Origin of the sequence: Pseudomonas sp. HD6422, assembly GCF_025377065.1 — a bacterium.
GTDB lineage: Bacteria > Pseudomonadota > Gammaproteobacteria > Pseudomonadales > Pseudomonadaceae > Aquipseudomonas > Aquipseudomonas putida_U.
The window spans coordinates 35560-61077 of the sequence record NZ_JAHWIW010000006.1 but is presented as its reverse complement, the minus strand read 5'-3'; the positions used below and the strand labels follow the sequence as shown (position 1 = coordinate 61077).

The window sequence follows — 25518 nt, the reverse complement described above, 5'->3', positions numbered from 1 at the left end:
TCAGCCGCGCAACTGTTTGAGCTTGCGATACAGGGTCGCCCGGCTGATGCCGAGCGCCTCGGCGGCGGCCGTGACGTTGCCCTGATGGCGCGCCAATGCACTGCGGATCATTTCCAGCTCGTTGTCCTTGAGGCTACCCGAAGGTGAACTGCCACAGGTCAGCTCATCGAGCAGACAGTCGGTCAGGTGATCGAGGGTCAGCACCGGCTCGTCCTCCTCGCGCATGGCCAGGGCGGTGCGCACGACCATTTCCAGCTGGCGGATGTTGCCCGGCCAGTCGAAGCCTTCGAGCAAGGCCGCCAAGGCGGGGTCGAGGGTCACGCTGCCTGCCCCGAAGCGCTCCAGCACCCCCTGGACGATGGCCACCAGGTCCTCGCGTTCGCGCAGCGCCGGCAGGCGCAACGATACGCCGTTGACGCGGTAGTAGAGGTCTTCGCGAAAGTGTTGCTCATTGACCAGGCGCTTGAGGTCGCGGTGGGTGGCGCAGATCAGCGCCACGTCGATGTCCTGTTCCTCGCCGGCGCCCAGCGGCGCCACCCGGCGCTCCTGCAGCACGCGCAACAACCGCGCCTGCAACGCCAACGGCATGTCACCGATCTCGTCGAGGAACAACGTACCGCCATGGGCCTGCATCAACCGCCCGACCATGCCGCCGCGACGGGAACCGGTAAAGGCGCCGTCGCGGTAGCCGAACAGCTCGGACTCGATCAGCCCTTCGGGAATCGCCGCGCAGTTGACTGCGACGAAGGCCTTGTCGGCGCGCTGGCTGGCCTGGTGCAGGGCGCGGGCGACCACTTCCTTGCCGGTGCCGGTTTCGCCCAGAAGCAGCACCGGCAGGCCGTTGCCCAGCCCCTGCCGGGCCATGCGCAGACTGCGCGCCAATCGCGCATCGCCACCGGCCAGCGCGTCGAGCGCCGGCGATTTGGCCGAAGGCGTCGGCTTGGCCACCGCCGCGCCTGGGATCTGGCTATGGCGCGGTAGCTGCAGGGCGCGGAAGAAGAACTCGCCCCGGGCCGTGTGCACGCTGCTCGTGCCACCCTGCCACAGGCGAGCGATAAAGGCTGGGGAACGCTCGCCGAGCAAGTCGCTGCTCCGCCTTCCCAGCAGGTCCTGGCGGGCGATCTGCAGCAACTGGCAGGCATTGTCGTTCGCCGCCAGCACTTCGCCATCGAGGGTCAACGCGAGCAGACCGTGCCAGGCGCTGTTGAGGTATTGCGGTCGGCTATGGAAGGCCAGCACCAGGTGTTCCGGGTAGCACAGGCCGAACATCCGGCTTTCGATGTTGCCAGCGGCCAGCATCAGCATCGACAGGCTGTCCTGGGGCTGGCCCAGGGCTCCTTCGCGGGTGATGTCGAGCACGCCGATCACCTGGCCACTGGGGTCGCGCAGCGGCACCGAGGTACAGGAGAACGGGCTGAGCCGGTCGAGGTAGTGTTCGCCGCAGTCGATCAGCGTGGGCCGGCCTTCCACTACAGCGGTGCCGATGGCATTGGTACCGCGCAGTGACTCGCTCCAGCAACTACCAGGGTGCAGGTCGCGCAGGCCTTCACGGTCGAGGACCTGGGTCTGCCCCTCGATGGCCAGCAGGTTGGCCTGGGCATCGCCGAGGATGACGATGCCGGCCTTGCCTTGGCGCGCGACCAGGTAATCGAGCTCGGGGGTGACGGCGTCGACCAGCAGGCGGTTTTGCTCGAGCAATTGGCGCAAGTCATGGCGTTGGGCCAGGGTCGTACCGAGCTGTTCGCCTTGCAGGCAATCCAGGCCATGGCCGAGGCTACGCCGCCAGGAGGCGTCGATCTCATCGCGCAGCACGCCCAACGGCAATTCGCCCTCACTGGCCAGGCGCAATCGCGCCTGCCGGGACCGATGCAGAGGATCTTGGGCGTTCGTTGTGGGGAGTTGCCGCGCCATCTCTCGCTCCAGCTGTGGCCCCTTTCGGTTGGGGGCTGCGTGCTTGGTATTTTTTCCGCAGTGTGCGGGAGAAATTGATGGGCGTCGAGGTGTTCGGCTTGGGTTCAGCGGGGTGGCATATACCGGGCGCCGCCCGCGCGGCGCATCGCGAGCGGCGCTCGATCTGCGCTCCACCACACCACCAGAATCGAGCCCCTTTCAGCCCCACCACCCACCCAAACCTGGGGAACACCGCCCACCGCGAAATCGCATCCTCCCTCCTGAAAGCGCTGTGCCACAAGGCTTGCAGACATTCTTCCCAAACTTGGCACGGCTGTTGCCGATGTCCCTGCAGACGCCCCAAGTCCCATGGGCCCGTTTGCAGGAGGTATCGACTCATGCACCGACCGAAACTTCACCCGCTGGCACTGGCGATCGTCGCCGGCCTGCTCCAGGTCCCGGCACACGCTGCGCTGTACGCAGTCGACCCGGGTGAATACACCTCAGACCATGGCAACTTCCCTGCCTGGTATCAAGACAGTCATGGGCGCACCTTGGACCTGTGCCTGAGCAAAGCCGTCAGTTCCAGGGTCGCAGGTGCTCCTGGAGCGCCTTCCTACATGTGCACGCTGCTGCCGACACCCGGCGTCTTCGATGACACCCAGCCCATCGCGTTCCCCGGCAACTTCCCCGATGAAGCCTTCTGGTTCACCGCCGACGCCGCCATCGTCGATGCGGCGCGCGGGATCGACCTGAGCTATGGCAGCGCGATCGAAGCGGCATTCGCCTCGGGAGATCCGGTCGAAGGCGACCAGGTCAGCTTCGCCCGTGTGCGCATTCGTGTCGATGTGCCGACCGCCGGCACCTACGTCATCACCCACCCCTACGGCGTCGAAGTGTTCGACGTCCCTGCCGGTGGTCGCCGCGCGATCAATATGACCCGCGATATCGGCATCGGCGCAGCGGGCGACTTCAGCGGCGCGCTCAAGGGTGACGTCGGGCCGTTCCTGCGCAGCGTCAACGGCCCTTACACCGAAGCCGGGGAGCGCTTCATCGGCGACCCCAACTTGAACGAGGCGGTCACAGGCAGCCCGTTCAACACCAACTTCGTACGCATCGAAGGCCCCAATGGCCTGGACCTGCGTACCGATCTGTTCGCGATCTCCGGGAAGCTCTCCGAGGTAGCGCGCCCTACCCCGCTGATTCCCCTGCGCAGCACCTACTCCCGGCGCACCGAGAATGGCGACCTGCTCGCCCAGCAAGACATTTTCGTTTTGGCACCTCCGCCGCCCGCCACTGTCACCCTGACCAGCCAGACGCCGAACCTGGCGCTGACCGAGGCCAACGGCACCGGCACCTGGTACGCCCAGTCGGCACTGAGCCCGGCATTGCCCACCACCGTTCTGATCAATGCCGACAACAGCCTGGCCATTGCGACCAGCCAAGCCACCGAGGCCGCCCTACCGCTGACCGATCTGGTCAGCATCACACGTGCCGAGTACAGCCTGGCAACCGGCACTCTCAGCCTGGTAGCCAGCAGCAGTGATGAAACCGACCCGCCGGCCTTCACTGCCCAGAGCGCAGACGGCGTGCCAATCGGTGACCTCATCGGCGACGGCCCAGTGAAAACGCTCAACCAATCGATCACACCTCTACCGCCAGCCCAGGTGCGCGTCACCAGCACCCACGGCGGTAGCGATATCGAAGACGTGGTGCTGGTGCCATGAACAGACAAAGGCTCAGCCTTCAAGGAGGCAGCATGAACACTTGGCCACGCCGTGCGCTGTTCGCCGCCGGTTTCTCTCTTTCCCTGACCAGTGCGGCCTGGGCTGCGCTGTACGATGTCGATCCGGGCCCATACACCTTCGCCACAGGGGGCTATCCGCTGTGGTATCAAGACCTGGAAACCGGCGGTACGTCACTGGAGCTGTGCCGATCACGCGCGGTGAGTACCTTGGTCGCCGGCGCACCGGGCGCACCCGCCTACATGTGCACGCTGCTGCCGGAGCCGGGCGTCTACGACGACACCTTGCCGCTGGTGTTCCCGGACAACTGGCCGCCGGAGATGTTCTGGTTCCTGGCCGAGGCGACCATTCCCGCGGTGGGCAACAGCGGCTATGAGCTCGATGCCTATGTGGCCGGCCTGGAAGCGGCGTTCGCCTCGGAGAACCCGGTGGACGGCGACCAGCAAAGCTTCGCCCGGATTCGCATCCGTGTCTCGGTCCCGACCGCTGGCGTATACACCATCACCCACCCCTATGGCGTCGAGACGGTCAACGTCACCACGCCTGGTCGGCGGGCGATCAACATCACCCGCGACATCGGCATCGGCGCGCCTGGGGTCTTCACCGGCGCGCTCAACGGTGCCCTGGGCCCATTCCTGAAGGGCGAAGGCGCGCCCTACACCGCGATCAACCCGGACACCGGCACCACCGATACCTTCATCGGTGACCCCAACCGCACCGAACGCGTACTGGGGAGCCCATTCGGCACCAACTTCATCCGCATCCAGGGCCCGGCGGGTGAAATCTTCACCGACCAGTTCACCGTTTCCGGCAAGGTCCTCGACCAGCGCCCGCAGCTGCCAGCGTCGATCCAGCGTGCCACCTACTCGCGTACCGGCACCGGTACCCGCATCGAGGTGTTCGCCAAGGCCCCCAGCGATGCCAGCGTGTGCATGCGCAGTGGCTTGGCCTTGATCGGCTCGCCACCCTCGCCCTGCCAGTTCACCTTGGACACTGACCACGAAGGACGCTTCTTCAGCCAACAGCTGAGCCAGTCCGAGCCGCCTTCGGTGGTCGTGGTGACCGCCACGGGAAGCGACCTGCAGACCCAGCCGACTGCCATTTCCAGCAAGCTTTCAGATGTGGTCAAGATCAGTACCGCTCGTTATGACTGGGCCAACAAGCGCCTGGTGATCGAGGCCCGCTCCAGCGACGAAGTGCTGATCCCGGACATGGTCGCCCAAGGCTATGGTCGCCTGTCCAAGTCCGGCACCTTGCAGACCCTCACGGTCGCCGACCTCACCCAGCCTCCGGCAAGCATCACGGTGAAGTCGAGCCGCGGCGGCAGCGATGTGGAGCCAGTGACCGTGGTCGGCAGTGCGCCCATCGAACCCGATAACCAACCCCCCCTGGCCCAAGCTGACACCGGCAGCACCAGCGTCGGCGTCCCACTGACCCTGAACCTGCTGCAAAACGACAGCGATCCGGACGGCAATGTACCGCTGACCATCACCGACCTCACCCAGCCAGGCACCGGCCTCGGTGGCGTGGTACTCAATGGCAGCACCTCGGTGGTCTACACACCGCCAGCCAATGCCACGCAACCTGTGGTCGCCACCTTCAGCTACCGGGCCATGGATGCCAAGGGGCTGAAGTCGGAACCTGCCACCGTGACCATCAACGTCGCGCCCAACCAGGCACCCACTGCCAACCCTGATACCGCTGCCACCCTGGGCGTGCCTCTGACCATCAACGTATTGGCCAACGACACCGACCCTGAGGGCAACGTGCCGCTGACCGTGGTCAACCTGGTACAGCCAGCCGCAGGCCGTGGCACGGTCAGCACCGATGGCACGACGGTCACCTACACGCCGCCGACCACCGTCACCACGGCGTTCACCACGACCTTCACCTATGTCGCACGTGACACGCTCGGCGCGCTCTCGGCACCGGCAACGGTCACGGTCAACGTCTCGCCACGCCCGGCGGCGGAAACCCTGGCGATCACCACCGCCACGGTCACGGCACGCTCCAACAACCGCTTCAACTGGGACTTCAGCGGTACCTCGTCGGTGACCACGGGTAACACCGTCACCATCCAGGTGACCACCCAGAGCGGCTTGGTGACCCTGGGCAGTGTCGCGGTACCGGTGACAGGCCGCTGGCGTCTTGCGGTGAGCAACAGCACCACGGTGATCCCGACCGCCAACCCGACGGCCACCGTGACCACCAGCCAAGGCACCACGCGCACCATCAACGTGGTCGTGCAGTAAGCCAGGAGAACGTCATGAACCGCCTGTCACCCTTGCTGCTCTGCCTGTCCCTCACTGGCCAGGCCTGGGCCGACGACCTGATGGACAACGCCGACCTCGCCGCCGGCAGCGACCTGGGTGAGCCGGTGATCATCCGCCTGTTGCCGGTTGGTGCCGGCCAGTTGGCGGTGATCGAGCAGCAGGGTGACGGCAACCGCGCCGCCCTCGACCAGAACGGCCAGGCCTTGCTGGGCCGCATCGTCCAGGCCGGGGGGGCACAGGAAGCGTACATCCTGCAGGAGGGTTCGGACCTGATGGCCAGCGTCAACCAGCAGGGATACGGCAACAGCGCGTCGATCCGTCAGAGCGGCAGTGGCAACAGCGCCTCGATCGAGCAGATCGGCAACAACAACAGCGCCAGCATCGAGCAGGCCGGCACGGGGCTTACCAGCGCCGTGACCCAAGCCGGCAATGGCCAGCACGTTCAGATCACCCAATACCGATAGACCTGGAGGCTCCACCATGTTCAAGCTCGCCCCTCTCAGTGCCGCTATCGTCCTGGCCTTGGCCGGCCAGGTCATGGCTGACGACAGCACCTCGAACCAGTCCCAGACCGGTACCGAAAACATCGCCGAAGTCCAGCAGACGCTGGCACCATACGCCTCGGCCACCCAGACTCAGTCGGGCCTGGGTAACAATCATCTGGCCGTGCAGATCGAAAGCACCAGTGACGTCAAGCAAAGTGCCACCGGCTCCTACAACGCCGGTTACGCCGAGCAATGGACGGAGAATGGCAGCACCATCACCCAGACCGCCAAAGGCGAGTTCAACGACGCCTTCACCGGCCAATCCTTCGGCATGGAAAACCAGGCCACCCAGACCCAGCAAGGGAACGGCAACGCCTCGACGATCTGGCAGGACAGCGAGATGGGTAGCCAGGCTACCACCACGCAGTACGGCGACCGCAACGAAGCGTTCGTCGAACAACAATTCGGTGGCACCAACAACAACAGCGCTGTGACCCAGAGCGGTGCCGACAACTATGCTGCAGCCGAGCACCTGGCTTATACCGATGGCAACGTGCAGATCTACCAGGAGGGCCAAGGCAACTGGGCCTATGGCGACCAGCGCGACGGCCTCGGGGGCACCATCGGCATAGACCAGTACGGCGCCGGCAACTCGGTCGAGGTCTGGCAGGACAACCAGATCGGCAGCACCGCCAGCGTCGATCAGAACGTCAACAACAACGAAGGCTACATCGATCAGAGTTTCGGCCAGGCCAACATGGCCAGCCTCTATCAGCACGGCAATGCCAACGCCAGCTGGTCGGATCAGTACGAGACCAACAATGCCACCGTGACCATCTCCCAGGGCGGTAACAACAACCTCAGCTTCACCTATCAGGAAGGTGACAATCACAGCCTGACCGTGACCACCCAGGGCAATGGTAACCAGGTCATGGCCAGCAACTGGAAAGGCGACAAACTCGGCGGCCAGTTCGGCGAAAGCCAGACAGCCGTGATCAATCAGCGCGGTACCGGAAACAAAGCCAACCTGACCCAGGAAGGCGCCATGCACAAAGCGCAATTGAGCCAGAAAGGCACCAACAACTCGACCCAGACCAACCAGGCCGATAGCAACAACGAGCTGTATTTCGAGCAGAACGGGAGCGACAACATCCTCGTCGCCGACCAACGGGGTACCGACCAGTATGCCTATGGCTCCACCCAGGGCACTGCCAACGTGATCACCCTGGATCAGTCCGGCTATGCCAACCAAAGCTTCACCTACCAGCTGTACGGTAGCGGCAACGAGGCCACCATCACCCAGACCGATGGCGCCAACCTCGCCACCGTGGTCCAGGGCGGCAACTACAACAAGGCGACCGTCGATCAGAGCGGCTACGCCCAGAGCGCCAGCATTACCCAGCAGGGCAACGGCAACATGGCGACTGTGACCCAGCAGTAAACCTCTCCCCTTGGATCGCGACGCATTCTCTCCCTGGCGCCGCGGTCCCTTTTTCTTTCCTTTCATCTACCCCACACACAAGGAAGGGTGTGAAGGCCTTACAATGGCTGACCCCACTGCACTGCACTTGCGCCATGATCCAGTCCGACCTCGACCTGTTCGGCAGCCAGCCGCAACGCCTGGCCAGCCATACCGTGCTGCTGTCCGGCTTCGCCTTGGCCGAGATCGAGCCATTGCTCGATGCCTTGCGCCCGGTACTGCGCGTCGCGCCGTTCCGGCACATGCGCACGCCCGGGGGCCTGCACATGGCGGTGGCACTGACCAACTGCGGTGAATTGGGTTGGGTCAGTGACGAACGCGGCTACCGCTATAGTCCCACCGATCCTGCCAGCGGCAAGCCTTGGCCCGCCCTGCCCCAGGTACTGCTCGATCTCGCCGGGCGCGCTGCTGCGGCGGCCGGGTTCGAGGGTTTCGTGCCTGATGCCTGCCTGGTCAACCACTATTTGCCCGGCACTCGCCTGAGCCTGCACCAGGATCAGGACGAACGTGATTTCGGCCAACCCATCGTGTCGATTTCACTGGGATTGCCGGCGGTATTCCTGTTCGGCGGGTTGCAACGCTCAGACCGCACCCGGCGCATCCCGCTGAGCCATGGCGACGTGCTGGTCTGGGGCGGCGAGGATCGGTTGCGCTTTCATGGGGTATTGCCGATCAAGCCCGGTGTGCACCCGAGGATGGGTGAGCGGCGGATCAACCTGACGCTGCGCAAGGCGGGGTGAGTGCTGTGGTTGCATCGGCCCATTCGCGGGACAAGCCCGCTCCCACAAGTACTACGCTCCCTTTTTGTGGGAGCGGGCTTGCCCCGCGAAAGGGCCAGTGCAGGCAACAATGAACTCAGCGGCCGCCCACCTGCTGCAGTTCAACCCCATCGAGTAATGCTTCGATCACAGCCTTCGCCGCATCCAGACTGTGATCATTCGCGAGCAGCAGGTCACGGCAGGTGCCCGAAGCCAGTTCCATCGCTTTCAGGTTGGCGGCGAATGCGCCCTTGAGCAGCGTGGATAAATGCACCAGCGCATCCTCGAAATCCACACCCGAACGCACCGCGAACAGCGCTGGATGACTGCATTCACAGTTGCCGAAGTCGGAAGAAACGGTGGTGGCGCGGCTCGGAGGGTCCGGTAAGCCTTTTGTCATTGTGTCGCTCCTTGATTCAATGGAGCCGCCACACAACGTGACCAAACGAATGGGAGGCGACTGTACGCGGGTTGGTCAACCGGGAATCAAGGAAACCGGCGCGCACGAAGGCGCCCCACGCACAGCCGCCATAGAACGAGACAGCGGACACAAAAAAAGCGCCGACTGTATCGCAATGGGGGCGCTTGTGCGCCTTGATTAGTTGCGGGTGACCAAACCCGGCTGCTGAATTTGCAGCAGCCGGGAAAGACTACCCATGTCGGCCAGGCGTTTCAAGGTAAGGATTTCGATAGAGACATTTCCGTCGTCGCTCTCGGCCCTTTCGCGGGACAAGCCCGCTCCCACAAGTACTACGCTCCCTTTCAAACGTGCGGTGAACTTGTGGGAGCTGGCTTGCCCGCGAAAGGGCCAGTACAGGCAACAGTGAACTCAGCGGCTGCCCACCTGCTGCAGTTCAACCCCATCGAGTAATGCTTCGATCACAGCCTTCGCCGCATCCAGACTGTGATCATTCGCGAGCAGCAGGTCACGGCAGGTGCCCGAAGCCAGTTCCATCGCCTTCAGGTTGGCGGCGAATGCGCCCTTGAGCAGCGTGGATAAATGCACCAGCGCATCCTCGAAATCCACACCCGAACGCACCGCGAACAGCGCTGGATGACTGCATTCACAGTTGCCGAAGTCGGAAGAAACGGTGGTGGCGCGGCTCGGAGGGTCCGGTAAGCCTTTTGTCATTGTGTCGCTCCTTGATTCAATGGAGCCGCCACAGATCGCTACCAAACGAATGGGTGACGGCTGTACGCAGGTTGGTAGACCGGGAATCAAGGAAACCGGCGCGCACGAAGGCGCCCTACGCACAGCCGCCATAAAACGAAACAGCGGACACAAAAAAAGCGCCGACTGTATAGCAATGGGGGCGCTTATGCGCCTTGATTGATCGCGGGCTACCAAACCCGGCTGCTGAATTTGCAACAGCCGGGAAAGACTACCCATGTCGGCCAGGCGTTTCAAGGTAAGGATTTCGATAGAGACATTTCCGGCGTCGCTCTCGGCCCATTCCCGGGCAAGCCCGCTCCCACAAGTACTGCGCACTCTTTAAACGTGCGGTGAACCTGTGGGAGCGGGCCGCGAATGGGGCGGTGCAGGCAACCGTCGCCCCTCTACTCTTGCTGGTACTGGCTCAGGTACTTGTCCACCGTGGCCTTGCCATCTGCCGTATCCCCCGCCACCTGCCACAACCGCCTTTCGATCCCCTGAGCCAGCAGGTGCCCCACCGCCGCCTCGATGGCCGAAAGCACGCACAGTTGCGCCGGCTCGTTGGTGGTGTAGCCGACCTCCGCTTCCAGCAGCTTCTTGAACTCGATGAACTTGAACACCCCAGCGCTACGGCCCACCGAATAAATGGTCTTGCTGGTCATCACGTTGGCCAGCACCTGCCCGGTGCGCACATCCACCGCACGCAGGTTGACCGTCACCTGATCGACCCGGTATTCGCGGGAGATGTCGATGCCCAGGTAGCGAGCGCCCTCCCCGCCGCTGCGCACGTTGGTGTCATAAGCGATGATGCCGCCTTCGAGCATCAGGTTGGCCGCCTGCAGCGGCGGTAGCTCGCCCATGATGTTCTCAGGCACGTCGGGCTTCTTCTGCGAGGCGCGAATGATCTTGCGCTCGGTCAGCAGGTTCTGCAGCCCTTCACGCTCCAGCACCACGAACCAGCCACTGGCACTCAAGGCGTCCATCAGCATGCTCGCCGCACCCTGGGTGACGCTGGTGGAGAACGAGCTGGCCGGAGTCGGCTTGTACTGCCCGGTCTGGTCACGGAAGCCGTACACCACGGCCATCAGGCGACCTTTGGGGCGTGGCATATTGATCAGGTCGTAGTAGGTCGAGGCTCGCGGCGTCAGGGTAGGCGTTTCCGAATCCTGCTCGGCCGGCATTGGCTCACGCAGGCCGCAACCTTGCAGGGTGGCGAGGATCAGCAGGGTGCTCAGCAGACGTTTCATGGTGTTCTCTCCCCAAAAAACTGGCCAGTCCCTCTCAGGGGTTCAGGCCGCTGACCTCGATGATCGAGATTTCCCCGGTCGCCCGGTCGGTGACCTTGATGCTCAGGGCACCCGAGTCGTCGATCACGTCGATCAGAAACGAATCGGTCGCCATGCTCCCGGTCTGGCCATTGCTGATGTTGTCCAGCAACTGCGACAACATCCTCGACTCCAACTGGTTGCTGAAACGCTCCAAGGCAGTCGTGCCGGAGAATGCCGAGGAGCGGTCCTTGAGGTCGGGGTCGTCATAGTCGTTCTGGGCCTGGGCGTTGTTGAGCAGCCACGTGCCATTGAGCGGGTTGCCACCGAAGGCCGGGTTGACCGGGGTGTACACCAGCTCGGTCGCCTGACTCGCACACGCGGTGGCCAGCAGGCAGGCAGCGATGCAGCGGGGAATGCAGGTGTTCATAGCTCGTCCCTCTCCAGATCGGTGGTGTCTTGCAGCAGGCGTTGCAGCTTGCGCTGGATGATCTGTTGCTTGACCAGGTCGGCGGCCGCGGTGGCCTCGTCTTTGAGTTCGGTGGTGTTGGGGGGCAGGAAGCGGCGGTACAGCACGTCGCGCTCGTACTCCACGGTCACCAGGCTGCCCCAGCGGGCGTCGGGGCGCTCGCGCACCACCAGGTTGAAGTCCAGGCGGCTGGTCGCGCGCAGGCGGTCGGCGAAGTAGTAGTAGAAGTCATGACCGATGTGCGAAATGGTATTGTCGACGATGAACCCCATCATCTCGCTCTCGCCGTTTTCCTGTGCGCGGCTCGGCAGCGGCACCAGCAGAGCCAGGGCCAGAGTCAGGATCACCAGGCGGCTCATGGTGCATCTCCACTGCGGCTGTGGCTCTGGGCGTCGGCAGCGCTGGCGGCGAAGGCCTGTTCGGCGACGAATTGCCAGTCACTGTAATGCTCCAGGCCTTCGAACCCCGACCATTGGCTGTCGAAGCCGCTGCGTTTGAACGGGGTCGCATCCGAGCGGCTGTGGACACCAGTGATACGCCCATCGATGGCACGTACCACACCCCATTCGTCGCTGCCGGTGATCGGATCCGGGTAGAGCCTGCGGATGTGCCGGCGGGCCTCGGGAAAACGATTGTCGACCAGCAGATCGGTGAGCTCCTGCGGGTACTGGGCCAACCCCGGCGAGGCCCGGTAGTAGCGGCGCAGAGCCTGGGCGTACTGGCCGCCGACCCACAGCAGCTGGCGCTCGTGCTCACGCTGGGCGACGCTGCTCCAGAGAGTGCCACTGGCGGCGAGGGCCACACTGCTGACTGCGATCAGCAACAACACGCCCAGGTAGGTGAACCCGGCGCAGGCCTTACCACTCTGCATAGAGGCTGCCATCACGCGCCCTCCCGGTTGCACCGCTCTTGATATCGGCCACCCCGCCGGCCACGCCCTCTGGCGGAGGCACCAGTTGCCAGGCGTCGCTGCGCTCGGTGATCGGATCCACCGGGGTGTTGCGCAGGTAGCGCCGTTCCACCAGTTGCTCAAGCGATTCGGGATACTGCCCGGTGTCGCCGTAGTAGTGGTCCAGCGCTTCACGCAACACCGCCAGGCTCTGGCGCAAGGTGGCCTCGCGGGAGCTTTCCAGACTGCTGAAGTAGCGCGGCATGGCGATGGTCATCAGGGTGGCGATGATCGCCATGACCACCAGCAACTCGATCAGGGTGAAGCCTCGGCTGCGTTTCATGGCCGTCACCATTGCCCGTAGGGAATATTGTTGAGGCCTTTGCCACGGGCCTTGGAGTACACGTCGAACACGTCTTCGCCTTCGCGAGGGTTGTCCGCTTCGCTGTCGTAGGCGCGCAGGCCCCAGCCGCCCTGGTCGTCGTCCTTGGCCGCCAGCAGTGGATCGTGGGGTATACGCCGCAGGAAGTAGAACTTGGCGCCCTTGGCGCTGCGGACATCGCGAACCCCATCGACCAGCACTTGCAGGTTCGGCGGGTAGCCGCTGGCATTGAGGCGCTTTTCGATGAAACCGGCATCGAACGCGCGCTTGTAGGCATCGATGGCATCGCGGATCTGGTACAGCGCCTCGCGCAACTGTTGTTCCTTGCCACGGCGCACCACGGTCTCGGTCAGCGGTGCGGCCATGCTGGCGAGCAGCCCGAGCAGTGCCAGGGTCAGCACCACTTCGATCAGGCTGAAACCGCGTTGTGCCCGTTTCATGGACGTGGACTCACGGGGGCCGGGACCACGGCCATCTGGCTGTCGACCACCGGAGCGTTGTCATGCTCGTCGCTGGGCACGTCACGCACGGGCAACGGCGCCACCTGGCGCACCTGCAGGCTCGACTCGGTACCGGTTGCGAACTCCATGTCCGACGGGCTCTGGTACGGCAAGTTGCGCACGATGCGTGGGGTGATCGCCAGCACCAGCTCGGACTTGCTCATGTCGTCCTTGTTGCTGCCGAACAGCCGACCCAGGCCAGGGATGTCGCCCAATCCCGGGATCTTGTTGCCGCTGGCGTTGTGATCATTGCGCACCAAGCCGGCCAGGACCTGGGTTTCGCCGTCATGCAGGCGCAGGCTGGTCTGGGCGTTGCGGGTATCGACCTGAACCGGGATGGTGCCCTGACGGGTGGCTTCGAGGGGGGTGGCGTTGCTGACTTCCAACGCGACCTTGATCGCCACCTCGTTGTTCAGGTGCACGGTCGGTTGGACTTCAAGTTTGAGACCGACATCCAGGTAGGTGACGCTTTCGGTGATCACCGGCCCTTGGGTCGAGGGCACCGAGGTGGCGCTGATGATCGGCACCCGCTGGCCGATGTGGATGCGCGCCTGCTCGCGGTTGCTGACGCGGATCACCGGGCTGGCCAGGGTGTTGATGTCCTTGTCCTGAGCGTTGATCTTGGCTTGCGGAGCCGGCGAGATGCTGATGCGGCTGGAGTCGATGCCGCGCAGTTGATCGAGCACGCTGACCGATTGACCATCGGAAGTGAGTACGCCGAAGGTGTTCGGCCACTGCAGGCCAAGGTCGAGGATGCGCTGGGTGGCGACCTCCATCACCTCCACCTCCAGCACCACCTCGGGGTTGGACTGGTCCTGGGACTGCAGCAGTTTCTCGGCCATGCGCACGGCGTCGAGGGTGTCACGCATGGTGAGGGTGTTGAGACGCTCGTCGACGAACACATCGCGGGTCTTGAGCATGGTCTTGACCATGTTCAGCGCGGTGTTGGCGTCGATGCTGGTGAGGTAGAAGGTGCGCATGACCAGTTCCTGGTAGTCCTTGGTCTTTTGCGGCGAATCGGGATAGATCAGCAGGGTGTTGTCATTGACGATCTTCTGGCGCAGCTGGTTCTGTTCCAGCAGCAGCGCCACGGCGTCCTCGATGCGCACGTCGCGCACGAAGATGGTGGCTTTCATGTCGGGGCGCAGGTCCTTGTCGAAGATGAAGTTGATGCCGGCGACCTGGGACAGCACTTCGAAGATGGTTTTCAGGCCGGCATCGCGGAACTCCAAGGTGACCGGGCGTTCGAGCTTGCTGCGCAGTTGCGGAAACGGCTGCGCGGTGCGCGCCTGGACGTTCTCGATGTCACTGCGCAGCATCATGCCTTTCTGATTCTGTGGGTCCAGGCGCAGCACTTCGCGCATGTAGCGCTCGGCACCGAACAGGTCGCCCTGACGCAGCGCCGCCTGGCCCAGGGCCACGCGTTCGTCGAGGGTGCGCATCAGTTCCAGCTGACGGATGCCTTCCTGGGCGCGGCGGTTGTTCGGCTCGATGGTCAGCACCCGGCCATAGCCCATCCGGGCGCCGGCGAAGTCGTGGCGAATGCGGTCGCTGTCGGCCTGGGTCAACAGGGCCTCGACCGCGGCCTGACGGCCGTGGGCCAGGGCGATGTTGAGCTCGGTGTCGCGCGGGTCTTCGCGCAGGGCCTCTTCGAGGCGGGCGATGCCGGCCTCGTACTGGCCTTCCTTGATCAACTCGGCACTGTCCTCGCGGACCGCACTGGAGCCGCAGCCGGCAATCGCCGCACACAGCGCCAGGAGCACGAACGGAGCAGTCCTGCACGACTTCGATGACTTCATGGTGCGCTCCCTACAGACAAGGTCTGTGACTGATGCAAAGGCAGGTAAACCAGGTCCAGCTCATTGGCCGAGACTCTGTCGAGGCGGTAGGTGTCGTCGATCACGTCGCCCTGGCGCACGACGTAGAGCTTTTCGCCGCTTTGCAAAAAGATCTGCAGGTCGTCGCGGTCGCCCATGCGGCCGACGAACTGGAATGGCAGCAAGGGCGCAGACGGTGCGACCGCGACGGGCGGCGCAACCACCACCGGCTGTTCGGTGACCGTGGCCAGGGTTTGGGGTTTGCTCCATTGCTGGGCTGGGAAGAGATCGCGAGCGGCCTGTTGCGGCCCATTCGCGGCGGTTTGCCGCACCGATGAACCCGCTACAGACGACGCCTCACCTGTAGGAGCGGGTTTACCCGCGAACAGGGCCACCTCCTGCCCTTTGCCAAACCAATGCCCAGGCGCCCATGCCAGTGCCGCGCTGAGGCCAAGGAAGCCGCCCCACATCAGGACTCGTTGAGTGTTCATCACGACCTCGACAGGTAGAGGGTCATGCGCAGGCGGCCATTGAGTTCCCGGTCACCGATGCGTTTGCGTTGCAACTCCAGATCCTCCAGGACCAGGGTCGGCAACTGCCCGATCAGCCCGCGCAGGAAGCCGCGAATCTGCGGGTAGCTGCCGCGTACCGGCAGCACGATCTGATAACGCGCCAGCTGGGTCTTGGGATCGACACCCAGTGCGTACTCGCCGCGGGCCAGGCTGATGTGCTCGGCACTGGCCAGGTGGTAGAGCCGCTCGATCAGTTCGCTGGCCTCAGGCTGCCCGGGCAACTGCTGGCGCAAGTTGTCCAGGGCCTGTTGTTCGGGCTTGACGGCGACCTTCAGTTCGCCGCGTTTGACCCGTTCCACCTGGGCGCTGGCATCGGCCTCGCTGGCACGCAGTTCGCGCACCGCCTGCCACTGCGGCAGCACTCCAGCCAACGCCACGCCCAAGGCCAAGGTGGCAACGGCGACGGCACCCAGTCCGACCGGGCCGACCCGGTGCAACTGCTCGAGCAGAATCAGACTGTTCAACGAATCAGGGACGCGCATGGCGGGTCTCCCAGGTGGCGGTGAGAGTGAAGCGCACGGGATGCTCGGGCTGGCTGGCCATCACTTCATGGTTGAGCAGCGACACGTCACTCAGCTCGGCGCTGCGTTCCAGGCGTTGGTGATAGGCCAGCATGGCCTCGAGGTTGCGCGCCTCGGCGGCGATGCGGATCTGGCCCTTGCGTGCGTCCGGGGTGAGGCTGAGCAGCGCCACGTCTTCCTGGGGCTGCGCTTCGAGCATGGCGAACAGTTGCTGCCAGGGCCGTTGCAGTTGTTGGGAGACATTGCGCATCTGCGCCAACTGCTCGGCCTGTTCCCGGCTGGCTGCGCTGCTTTGCGGCGCGGCGGTGGCTGGACGCCGGCCCAACTGCGTCTCCAGGCCATGGACACGGTCCTCCAGGGCGACTTGCTCGGCCTGCAGGCGCTGCTGCAGCAGGATCAGCGCTACTAGCCCGGCACCCGCCAGGGCCAACAGCGCCCAGGCCAAGGGCCCGCTGCGTCGAGGCTGGAACTCCAGGTCAAGGCGGCGCATTTCAGGCCACCGCCCGCCACATGGCGCACAGCGGGTCGCTGTCAGCCGCCGGTTGGCACAGCTGCACCGCCGCCAGTTGCGCCATGTCGCGGCGGCCGGGCGCATGCAGATAGACCCGCGGCAGGTGATCGCCATACAGCTCGCAGGTACGCTCGATGAGCGCCTGCAAGGCCTGGTCGGTGTCCGCGCTTCCCTGGGCCAGTACCTGCTGCCAAACCCCTCCGGCGGCGAGCAGGAGCACGCTGCGGCGTGGCTCGGCGAGCACGAAGAGGAAGTCGCCCTCCTCGACCTGCGCCGAGCAGCGGTTGTAGGCCGCCATCAGATAAGGCTGCACCGAACGCAGGCGCAGGTGGCTTTCCCGGCCCAGCGCCTGCAGGCCTTGCAACAGCGCCTCGGGCACTGCCGTGGCGATACGCGCGGCACCGGCAGCCTCTGGCGAAAGCACGATACGCCAGTCATCCAAGGGCTGGCCGTAGAGGTTCTCGAAGCAGCCGCGGGCATAGGCCTGCAGCTCACCTGGCTGGCCGATGGCATCGCTCCAGGGTACCAGGCAGAAGCGGCTGTAGCGGGCCGACAGCAATACCCGCAACTGGCCACGGCGTACTCCATGCTCGCCGAGCAGCTCGGCGAGTGCCTGCAGCGCGGTTTCCCAGGCCGGTTGCCCGGCATCACAGGTAAATGCGCGGCTGCCCAGCCACTGATGGCGGTGGTGATGCCAGAGCCCAAGACCGACGCCCTCGGCACCCAGTACGGCGCTGTATTGGTAAGCGCCACGATCAAGCGATAAATGTGACACGGTTGATCTCCTCAAGCGTGGTGCGACCCTCGCGGACCAAGTCCAGGGCCGAGGCTCGCAGCAGACGCAGGCCGCGCTGGCAGGCCAGCGACTTGATCTGCGACAGGGGGCGGCGTTCGACGATCATTTGCCGCAGGTCGTCGTCCAGGTGAAGCAGTTCGGCGATGGCGCTGCGTCCGCGATAGCCACTGCCGCGGCATTGGCCACAGCCTTGGGCGCGAACGAAGGACCAGCCGGCGACCGCTTCGCGGGTCAGGCCCGAGGCGGTCAAAGTCTCGTCATCGACTTCGCAGGGCGTACAGCAGTGCGGGCAGGCCAGGCGGATCAGGCGCTGGGCGAGCACGGCGTTGAGCGCCGAAACGAAGCTGTAGGGATCGACCTGCATCTGGCTGAAGCGGCCGATGACATCGAAGACGTTGTTGGCGTGGATGGTGGTGAATACCAGGTGGCCGGTGAGCGCCGACTGCACGGCGATCTGGGCGGTGTCCGGGTCACGGATCTCACCGACCAGGATCTTGTCCGGGTCATGGCGCAGGATCGAGCGCAGGCCTCGGGCGAAAGTCAGGCCTTTCTTCTCGTTGACCGGAATCTGCAGCACCCCGGGCAGTTGGTACTCGACCGGGTCCTCGATGGTGATGATCTTGTCCACGCCGTGGTTGATCTCGCTGATCATGGCGTACAGGGTGGTGGTCTTGCCGCTGCCGGTGGGGCCGGTGACCAAGATCATGCCGTAGGGCTCGGCGGCGAGCCGGCGCAGGGCCTTGAGGGTATGCTCGGCAAAGCCCAGGGCCTGCAATTGCACACCACTGACACGATCGGACAGGTCCTGCTTGTCGAGCACCCGCAGGACGGCGTCTTCGCCGAAGATGCTGGGCATGATCGAAACCCGAAAATCGATCTGGCGATCGCCCACGGCTACCTTGAACCGGCCATCCTGGGGCACACGCTTCTCGCCAATGTCGAGTTCGGCCATGACCTTGATCCGCGAGATCACCTGGTCGGCGAAGGCACTGCCACTGGCCTTGCCGGCGGCGTTGAGCACGCCGTCGATGCGGTACTTGATGGTCAGCCCCTGTCCGGTCATGCCTAGGTGGATGTCGCTGGCGTGCTGCTTGAGCGCGTCGTACAGCGTCGAATTGACCAGCTTGACAACGCGGCTCTGATCCTCGCTGATGCTGGTCAGCGACAGACGCTGCAGGGGGTCGCTTTCGCTCCCGCTCTCGGCGTCGTGGTCGAGTGCATCGACGGCATGGAAGCTTTCTTCGTGACGGGCCAGAAAAGTGGCGATGTCGGCGGCGTGGGCCAGGTACAGCGGCGCGCCTTGCAGCACGTCGTCGATCCAGGCCAGGCGGGCGTGGTCGAAGGGGTCGGCGAACACACCGAGCACCTGCCCGGCCTGTTCGACCAGAATGAATTCGCGCTTCAGGCACTGGGCCAGGCTGACCTTGTCGAAGCACGGCGTGCTGCACAGCAGGGTCTGGCTATCGAGCACGGGGTAATGCAGGGTGGCGCCCAGACGGTGAGTGAAGGTGTCGGGAGTGTCGGCTGCCAGCCGTTCCAGGCAGCTGAGCAGGCGTTCGTCGGCGGCTTGCAGGCGGGCCTGGGCCAACAGCTCACGGGGGTAGCCGGACAACTGCTGGGCCGAAACACTGCGTGGAAGGACTTCGGACATGGCCTGCGACTCCGCTCAGGGGCGCGTCGCAGGCTGGCTCGGTCAGGGCTGCGGGCGCCGCTATTCCCCAGTGAGCAGTTGGTCGTCGTCAGGTCCAGGGGGCTTGCCGCCATTACGGCGGCGGTCGGCCAGGACCCAGCTACCATCGAACAGCTGCAGGGGGAACGATTCGTTCCTGGTCTGGCGTCGTTCGACGAACCCTTCGGCCGGGTTGTCCGTGGCCCTGCGCTGATGCTCGATGCCCATCAGGTCGAAGACTGCGCGGGCCAGTTCCACCATGGGGAACGGCTTGAACAGGACATGGCTGACACCCAGTTCGGCGGCCCGCTCACGGACCTCGGCGGTCGGGTGAGCGGTGATCAGCACGAAATGGCACTGCCTGCTCCTGCGCACGGTCTCGAGGACCTGAAAACCCTCCATGTCGGGCAAACGGTAATCCAGCACAATGACATCCGGTGCCAGCGTCTCAGCCAGGCTGATACCACTGGCCCCCTCGTGGGCGACATCAACTTCCAGGCCTTGCGCCTGCAGATACGCTTGCAGATTCTGCGCAAGGGTCTGTTCGTCATCGACTACCAATACTCTGTTCACCAAGGCCCACTCCCAAGAACTTCCCGGTTACCCGATCTGCGAAGTGCGGCCTTGTAGAGGCTTGAGCAGGCTTCGTGCCAGGCATGAATAGTCATCGCACATCACTTGCAACTGATTGATTCTTATCGTTTTACTCAGAGTCTTTGTCGCACGCCAGCACCCCGTTCCCCACATCCGGGGGAGCTGATGGCACATTGCCAAACCGCGATTCCCCATTAGTGGGGCAATCCATGACGGCGGGCTCAATCGGCAACCTCCACTGTAGCGGATTGGCGCAAACGTTGGCGCACCGCCTGACGTGCCTGGCCCTGTAATTGACCGATGAGCGCGGCCCTGGCCAGCGCCAGACCCTGTTCTGTTATGACAGAAGCGTTATCACTTTGGTTCTGCATTCCTTGCAACCTGTCCCAATTGACCTGATAAAAGGCTTCCACGTCCGCCTGTGTAGGTTCGGCGACCTCGCTGAGTTGCGCGTAGACCTGCTGGGCAGCCAACTCATGGCGGGTATAGTCAGCGTACTCTGCCCGAGTGAAGCCTGCTTGCGCCAGCTTCCGTTCGAAAATCGCCGGGCTACCGAACGCGGCCTCCACTTGGCCGACCTGCGCCCCGACCTGTTCATCGCTGACGCTGATACCCTGGCGCTGGGCCTCCTGCCAAAGTAATTCCTTGTCGATCAGCTCGTCCAGGGCTTGGTCGCGCAAACGCTTGTACAACGTCGGGTTACGGATACTGCCCAGGGCCCGCCCCTGGGCGTCGAGGTATTCACTGAAGTAACGCTCCAGGCGCAACAGGCCGATTTCCACGCCATTGACCCGGGCTACGGCGACTTCCTCGGCGCAACCAGCTGCGGACACCAGCAGCAACAGGCACATCATCAGACTCCGCATGGCAACCTCCATTCACCGGGCATCCGGCACTCGACGGTAGGGGGGGATGGACGTGAAACGCGGGCCAGGCAACGACACGCTCACGACATGGGCACCGGCCAGCGCCTCCCGACGCCCCGGGCCGAACGCCAGCGCAGGCGTTAACCCCGTATCAATGTCGTGCAAGCCTTCCAAGGCGCTGACCAGGCGCTCGCGACTGGCGTCGCGACCGATTTGCTTGAGCGCCTCGGTCAGCAGGCGCAAGGCGCACAAGGTGTTGACCTGCAAGGCTGCCTCGCGCCGATCCAGGCCCTGGCGTTGCTGCAGGCCCGCCAGGCTCGCCAGGCCCTGCTCGGTCCAGTCACCGGGTACATAGGGATACGCCAGCAGTACCCGCTGCGACCATGGCTCGGCCAGCCCTGAGAGCGCGCCCGCGACCTGGCTTGAAGCCGCCAACAGGTAAGGCTGATGACCGGCTGCCTGCAAGCTCGCCGCCAGCTCGGAAAACGCTTGGGCGCGCCCGAGGAAGACGATGCCCTGGGTCTCTACTGGCTGGCCGTCGAACATCGTCACCGGCGCCACCGACCAGCCCTGGGCTTGCAGGCGCGACCGCACCTGTTCGGCAAGGTCCGCCTGGTCGAGGCCGGCATACACCACGCGCAGGCCGTCCTCTGCCAGGCCGAGGCCCTCACGGGCATAGGTCGCCAGGCTCAGCAACTGGGTCGGTAGCGCAGGCATCGGATCGAAGATCTGCGCGCTGCTGGCGCCCGGCGGAGCACTGCCGACCAGCGGTACCGCCTGGGTTTCCAGCACCTGCGCAAGACGTTCATCGAGCATCGGGGCGATCGGGGCCACCAAGGCGAAGGCCCGCTGCTCGCCGATCAGGCGGTTCAGGGCCTGCTCGGCGCTGGCTTGGGTTTCACCGGGGTCCAGTACCACCAGCTGCAGCTGGCGTCCGTGGATACCGCCGTGCTGGTTGAGTTGGGCCAGGCCGTCCTCCAACACCGCCCGCACGACCTGCCCGAGCCTGGCCATGGGACCCTGGCTCGGGAGCAAGGTGCCAAGGCGCAGCACGCCCTCCTCCACGCCCGGGTCGCGCTCATCGGCCAGGCGCTTGAGGTAGGCCGTCAGGTTGCGTTGGTCGGCCAGGGTCAGCTCGAAGCGTGGCATGGCCGGGTCCAGGCGATTGCCGGCCGGGTCGATGCCTTGTTGGATGGCCCGGGCCAGCGTGCTCTCCCGGTAGGCGGGATAACGGCGACCATTGACTTCACGCTCGTCCTGGCCGAGCGCCAAGCGTTGCCAGTCGAGGCTGGGCGGGCGTACCCCACCTTCGGCACGGCCCCGGCCATCGCTGCCATGACAGCAGGCGCAAGGCAGCACGGAAGCCGGCACGCTCATGTCGCTGACGCCCACGCGCGCCTGCAACTGCACGTCGCTGCTGGAGATACCCTGACGAAAAAGGCGCTTGCCGGCCAGCTCGTTCGGTGTCAGTTCCAGGGCCTGGGCTGGAACCCCCAGCGCCAGACAAAGGCCCATCATCAGTGCTGGCAGGGTCACCGCCGCCTGCATGCCCATGGCAATCACCGCCCTGCCAGAGGTTGTGCCAGCAGCTGCATGCGCTGGGCGATCGCCACAGGCGGTGCATCCGGGCGAATCTTGCTCCAGCGCTTGCCCGCCACGTCCCCGGCGATCAATTGAGTCGAATGCTGTTCGGGGCTCGGCAAGAATTGGCCAATGCGACCCAGCACCAGATCGATACTTTCCTTGTCACCCGTGAGGAACAGCCAGTTGGGGCCATCGACGCCCTGCTGTTGGGCAAAAGCCTTGAGCACCTGCGGGGTATCGTTGAGCGGGTCGCTGCTGATCGACACGAACGTCACCTGTTCGGCCAGCGCCGGGCCCATCGCCTCGCGGACTTCGCGCAGCTTGCGGGTGATCAGCGGGCAGGCATCGGTACAGTGGGTGAAGATCACGTTGAGCATCACCACCTTGTCCTTGAGCACGTCGCTGTAGAAACGCACCTCGCGACCGTTCTGATCCTTGAGCACGGTGTCGGTGAACCAAGCCTGGGCATCGTGGGTGCCGCCGCCCCGGGTGATCGCCGGCGGCGCGGGCTGCGGGCTGGGCGCGACCGCTTGAGGTGCATGGCCCTCATGGGCGAAGGCCACCGCACTGAGGATCCACAGGCAAGCCACCAGGGCCAGCCAATCACTGCCGCTCAAGGTGGTACGGCCGGTCGTGCTGTTCATGGTTGCACCTCGTTGTGTTCGGCGATGGCGGTGCTCTTGGCATGCACTCGGCGGGCGCTGAGGCGATTGATCTCCTCGACCAGCACTGCCGGGTCGGTGAAACCGTAATAGCGGGTCCAATGCCCCGTGCGCCCGTCGCCGACAAGGATCAGTGGCGGATGCTGACTCAGGTCGGCGTTGAAGCTACCGAGGCCTTTCAGGGTTTCGGTGATGGCGTAGGGCGAGCCGGTCAGCCAACGCCAGCCAGGCCCGTGCTGGAAGGTTCTGGCATAGGCTTGCAAGCGCTTGGCGTCATCGCGTTGCGGATCGACGCTGATCGACACCAGCTGGACGTCATCCCCTACGCGACCGCCCAGTTGCTGCTGCACCTTGCCCATGATCGAGGAGACCACCGGGCACACCGTGGTACAGCTGGTATAGATGAAGCCCATGACCACCAGCCGATCACCCACCAACTCTTTTTCCAGGCGTACCGGCATGCCGTCCTGGTCGAGCAGCGACACATCGGCGAAGCGTACGTTGGCCTTTTCCTGGTGCAATGCCGGCGGCTGCGGCGCGCCGCCGGTGTGGTCGTGCCCGGCATGGGCGAATGCCAGCTGGGCGGACAGCAACAGCGGCAAGGTCAGGCTCAGAGACAGCAGCTTGCTAGCAGGCTTGATGTTCATCGCACACTCCTGATTTCACTGGGTTCGGCGCTAGAGGCTGATGCCGGCAGCACACGCAGGCTGGTGTAGTTTTCTTCGGCGAACTTGCGCCCCAGCGAAGGCGACTGCACGTGCAGGTACCAAGCGCCGGGGTCGTTCAAGGTCAGCGCGACCTGATAAACCCCCGTTTCGACCTCCTCCAGCGGCAACTCGCGGGGCATCGACGAGGGCGCCAGGAAGTAGCGCAGGTGCAGATCGCGAAGGCCCGCCCGGGGTTGCCCATCGGCACCGACGATGCGCACGCGGGCGGTGAAGGTGCTGTGTTGCGCCAGGGGTTTGTCCATGCCGATGAACTCGGCATGGCCGCCGCGCCGCCCTGCTGCATCCGATACCGCGGCCACCTCGGTGCTGAAGCAATGGATGATCTGCGGTTGGTTGAGCAGAAACGCCACGTCGAAGGTACCGGCCGCCGGCATCTTCACCGTCGAGCCATACACCCCCGGTGCCACCTCGCGCAGGCTGCGGTCGACGACGATCGCCGCACGGGCCTGATAGCCGCGGTTGTTGTAGCTGGACATCGGCGCATTCATGCCTTCGGCATAGAAGTAGGTGTTGTTATCCACCGGGTTGACCACGAACACCGAATTGTCATCGCGCGACACCGAGAGGCCCTGGGCCAGTGGCAGGTCACCGGCCTGGCGCGGCGCAGCGGGGCCAGCCTCGAAACCCTGGACGATGGGCTGACGACCTTCGCCGAGGCTGCTCAGGTTGATCATGCTGACCCTGGGCGAAGCCAGACCGCGCACATAGGCGTAGGCTTGGGTGAACACCAGTTGGTAGGGCTCGGCCGCCACCGGGATGCGGTGGATCACCCGGTCGGTGCTGGCATCGATGACCAGCGCCTGGTTCTCCAAGGTGTTCAGAGCGATACCATAGCGCCCGTCCTGGCTGAAGCTCATCGGTCCAAGGCCTTGTTCAGCCTTGACGATATGGCGCAGCTGGTGGCTGCGGGCGTCGAACACCCGTACCGTACCCTCCCGACCATCGGCCACGTACACCGCCTCGGAAAGGGCCGAATACGCGACCGAAAGCGGATGCGGCCCTACCGGTATGGACTTGAGCAGGCGCATCTCGGGGATGTCGATGATGCTCAGGGTGCCGCTGTCGCGGTTGCTGACAAAGGCATAGCGCGAGTCGCCACTGAAGGCGATTTCGTGATGCCCGCTGCCGGTGGCGAAGGTCTTGAGGGTGGTGCGCCCTGGCACGTCGATCACGGTAACGCCACTCTTGGCGGGATCGTCGCTGTTGTTGCCGACCCACAACCGGTGCTGGTTCGGTTGCAGGGCCACGCGCAGCGGGTACGCCCCGGCATCCAGGTCGGCCACGCGGGTGAAGGTTTCGGTGTCGATCACCGCCACCTTGCCGCGCTCGGGAATCGACACGAACACCTGTTTGTCGTCACTGGTGGCGGCCCAGTCCATTGGCTGACCGGGCAGTTCGATTCGCGCCAGGGTGCTGGTGACGCCACCCACCGACACCGTCGGGTCGATCACTGTCAGACTGGCGTCCTTGTTCAGCACCAGCAGGAAGTAACTGTTGAGGTCCAGCAATGGCCGTGCGCCGATGCTGCTCTTGAGAAACAACGCCACCCGGGCTTTGCAGCTCTGGTCACGGCTGCCCGCCTGCGGCGCCGCTTGCGCCGGGTCGATCCATGCTCCTGGCGCCATGCCGGAGAGCGGCTGGCCGCTGGCCTGATCGCTGACCTTGAAGCGGATATTGGCGAAATCGCCCTCGCGCAACACCTTGCCCGCCAGGGGTCGAGCCTCGAACTCCACGGTCAGGCCATCCCGGCTGAGCCGATGCAGCGCCTGCGGATCCTCAGGCGCCTGCAACAGCTCGCGTGGGTCGCACCAGAGCTTTTCGTAGGCCACCCCTAGGCCGATCAGCGCCACCCCCAACAACATCCCCAGGTACGCCGGGCGAGTCTTCTTGTTCATGCTCGCGTTCCCTC

At 64.6% G+C, this 25518-nt stretch carries 26 protein-coding genes; 5 read left to right on the top strand and 21 right to left on the bottom strand.

The window, feature by feature from the left end; genetic code table 11:
• Complete coding sequence (locus KY379_RS05790; protein ID WP_261239451.1) at positions 1-1911, bottom strand: sigma-54-dependent Fis family transcriptional regulator; 1911 nt, start codon at positions 1909-1911, stop codon at positions 1-3.
• Between the two features lie 377 nt (positions 1912-2288).
• On the opposite strand from KY379_RS05790, the gene KY379_RS05785 reads away from it, so the two are divergent.
• From KY379_RS05785 to alkB, 5 genes are all read left to right on the top strand, one after another.
• Positions 2289-3617 carry a hypothetical protein gene (locus KY379_RS05785; RefSeq protein ID WP_196171689.1) on the top strand — a complete coding sequence of 443 codons (1329 nt, stop codon included), beginning with the start codon at positions 2289-2291 and terminating at the stop codon, positions 3615-3617.
• Positions 3618-3649: 32 nt separating this feature from the next.
• Positions 3650-5887 (top strand): Ig-like domain-containing protein, encoded by a 2238-nt coding sequence (locus tag KY379_RS05780; protein ID WP_133324118.1) that lies wholly within the window; start codon positions 3650-3652, stop codon positions 5885-5887.
• A 14-nt stretch (positions 5888-5901) separates the two neighbouring features.
• Positions 5902-6372, top strand: a complete 471-nt coding sequence (locus KY379_RS05775; protein ID WP_133324119.1) for a curlin — start codon at positions 5902-5904, stop codon at positions 6370-6372.
• A gap of 16 nt (positions 6373-6388) precedes the next feature.
• Positions 6389-7834, top strand: a complete 1446-nt coding sequence (locus KY379_RS05770; RefSeq protein ID WP_196171687.1) for a curlin — start codon at positions 6389-6391, stop codon at positions 7832-7834.
• A gap of 134 nt (positions 7835-7968) precedes the next feature.
• Positions 7969-8613, top strand: coding sequence for a DNA oxidative demethylase AlkB (gene alkB / locus KY379_RS05765; RefSeq protein ID WP_261239473.1), 645 nt, complete (start codon positions 7969-7971; stop codon positions 8611-8613).
• A gap of 115 nt (positions 8614-8728) precedes the next feature.
• Here the strand turns inward: alkB and KY379_RS05760 are convergent, their stop codons facing one another.
• From KY379_RS05760 to KY379_RS05665, 20 genes are all read right to left on the bottom strand, one after another.
• A complete protein-coding gene (locus tag KY379_RS05760) occupies positions 8729-8947 on the bottom strand; it encodes a hypothetical protein (protein WP_196171766.1) in 219 nt (72 codons plus the stop codon).
• Between the two features lie 513 nt (positions 8948-9460).
• Entirely contained in the window at positions 9461-9679 is a 219-nt protein-coding gene (locus tag KY379_RS27250; RefSeq protein WP_306466420.1) for a hypothetical protein, read from the bottom strand.
• Positions 9680-10188: 509 nt separating this feature from the next.
• Positions 10189-11031, bottom strand: a complete 843-nt coding sequence (locus KY379_RS05750; protein WP_133324124.1) for a CsgG/HfaB family protein — start codon at positions 11029-11031, stop codon at positions 10189-10191.
• A 34-nt stretch (positions 11032-11065) separates the two neighbouring features.
• Positions 11066-11479: a curli assembly protein CsgF gene (locus tag KY379_RS05745; RefSeq protein WP_133324125.1), complete on the bottom strand. Its 414-nt coding sequence runs from the start codon at positions 11477-11479 to the stop codon at positions 11066-11068.
• Positions 11476-11877 (bottom strand): curli production assembly/transport protein CsgE, encoded by a 402-nt coding sequence (csgE, locus tag KY379_RS05740; RefSeq protein ID WP_133324126.1) that lies wholly within the window; start codon positions 11875-11877, stop codon positions 11476-11478. The genes KY379_RS05745 and csgE overlap by 4 nt, the downstream gene beginning before the upstream one ends.
• Positions 11874-12401: a type II secretion system protein gene (locus KY379_RS05735; protein WP_261239454.1), complete on the bottom strand. Its 528-nt coding sequence runs from the start codon at positions 12399-12401 to the stop codon at positions 11874-11876. The genes csgE and KY379_RS05735 overlap by 4 nt, the downstream gene beginning before the upstream one ends.
• Positions 12376-12750 (bottom strand): type II secretion system protein, encoded by a 375-nt coding sequence (locus KY379_RS05730; RefSeq protein WP_261239455.1) that lies wholly within the window; start codon positions 12748-12750, stop codon positions 12376-12378. The genes KY379_RS05735 and KY379_RS05730 overlap by 26 nt, the downstream gene beginning before the upstream one ends.
• A gap of 5 nt (positions 12751-12755) precedes the next feature.
• Positions 12756-13229: a type II secretion system protein gene (locus tag KY379_RS05725; protein WP_133324129.1), complete on the bottom strand. Its 474-nt coding sequence runs from the start codon at positions 13227-13229 to the stop codon at positions 12756-12758.
• Positions 13226-15088, bottom strand: a complete 1863-nt coding sequence (locus tag KY379_RS05720; protein ID WP_133324130.1) for a secretin N-terminal domain-containing protein — start codon at positions 15086-15088, stop codon at positions 13226-13228. Before KY379_RS05720 ends, KY379_RS05725 begins: the two co-directional genes overlap by 4 nt.
• Positions 15085-15597, bottom strand: a complete 513-nt coding sequence (locus KY379_RS05715; RefSeq protein ID WP_133324131.1) for a hypothetical protein — start codon at positions 15595-15597, stop codon at positions 15085-15087. Before KY379_RS05715 ends, KY379_RS05720 begins: the two co-directional genes overlap by 4 nt.
• Positions 15597-16160 carry a type 4a pilus biogenesis protein PilO gene (gene pilO, locus KY379_RS05710; RefSeq protein WP_133324132.1) on the bottom strand — a complete coding sequence of 188 codons (564 nt, stop codon included), beginning with the start codon at positions 16158-16160 and terminating at the stop codon, positions 15597-15599. Before pilO ends, KY379_RS05715 begins: the two co-directional genes overlap by 1 nt.
• Entirely contained in the window at positions 16147-16689 is a 543-nt protein-coding gene (locus tag KY379_RS05705; RefSeq protein WP_196171683.1) for a pilus assembly protein, read from the bottom strand. The genes pilO and KY379_RS05705 overlap by 14 nt, the downstream gene beginning before the upstream one ends.
• A gap of 1 nt (position 16690) precedes the next feature.
• On the bottom strand, positions 16691-17485 hold the full coding sequence (locus tag KY379_RS05700) for a hypothetical protein (RefSeq protein ID WP_133324134.1): 795 nt from the start codon (positions 17483-17485) through the stop codon (positions 16691-16693).
• Positions 17466-19157 (bottom strand): GspE/PulE family protein, encoded by a 1692-nt coding sequence (locus KY379_RS05695; RefSeq protein ID WP_133324135.1) that lies wholly within the window; start codon positions 19155-19157, stop codon positions 17466-17468. The genes KY379_RS05700 and KY379_RS05695 overlap by 20 nt, the downstream gene beginning before the upstream one ends.
• Before the next feature lie 60 nt (positions 19158-19217).
• Positions 19218-19751: a response regulator gene (locus tag KY379_RS05690; RefSeq protein WP_165976025.1), complete on the bottom strand. Its 534-nt coding sequence runs from the start codon at positions 19749-19751 to the stop codon at positions 19218-19220.
• 239 nt (positions 19752-19990) lie between these two features.
• Entirely contained in the window at positions 19991-20635 is a 645-nt protein-coding gene (locus tag KY379_RS05685; protein ID WP_261239458.1) for a SurA N-terminal domain-containing protein, read from the bottom strand.
• Positions 20636-20647: 12 nt separating this feature from the next.
• Entirely contained in the window at positions 20648-22153 is a 1506-nt protein-coding gene (locus tag KY379_RS05680) for an ABC transporter substrate-binding protein (protein WP_409977262.1), read from the bottom strand.
• Positions 22154-22194: 41 nt separating this feature from the next.
• Positions 22195-22863 (bottom strand): SCO family protein, encoded by a 669-nt coding sequence (locus tag KY379_RS05675; RefSeq protein ID WP_261239459.1) that lies wholly within the window; start codon positions 22861-22863, stop codon positions 22195-22197.
• The gene (locus tag KY379_RS05670; protein WP_133324139.1) at positions 22860-23528 is read right to left on the bottom strand and encodes an SCO family protein; all 669 of its coding nucleotides are present in this window, start codon (positions 23526-23528) and stop codon (positions 22860-22862) included. The genes KY379_RS05675 and KY379_RS05670 overlap by 4 nt, the downstream gene beginning before the upstream one ends.
• Positions 23525-25504: a cytochrome D1 domain-containing protein gene (locus KY379_RS05665; protein WP_196171678.1), complete on the bottom strand. Its 1980-nt coding sequence runs from the start codon at positions 25502-25504 to the stop codon at positions 23525-23527. The genes KY379_RS05670 and KY379_RS05665 overlap by 4 nt, the downstream gene beginning before the upstream one ends.
• Positions 25505-25518: the final 14 nt, after the last annotated feature.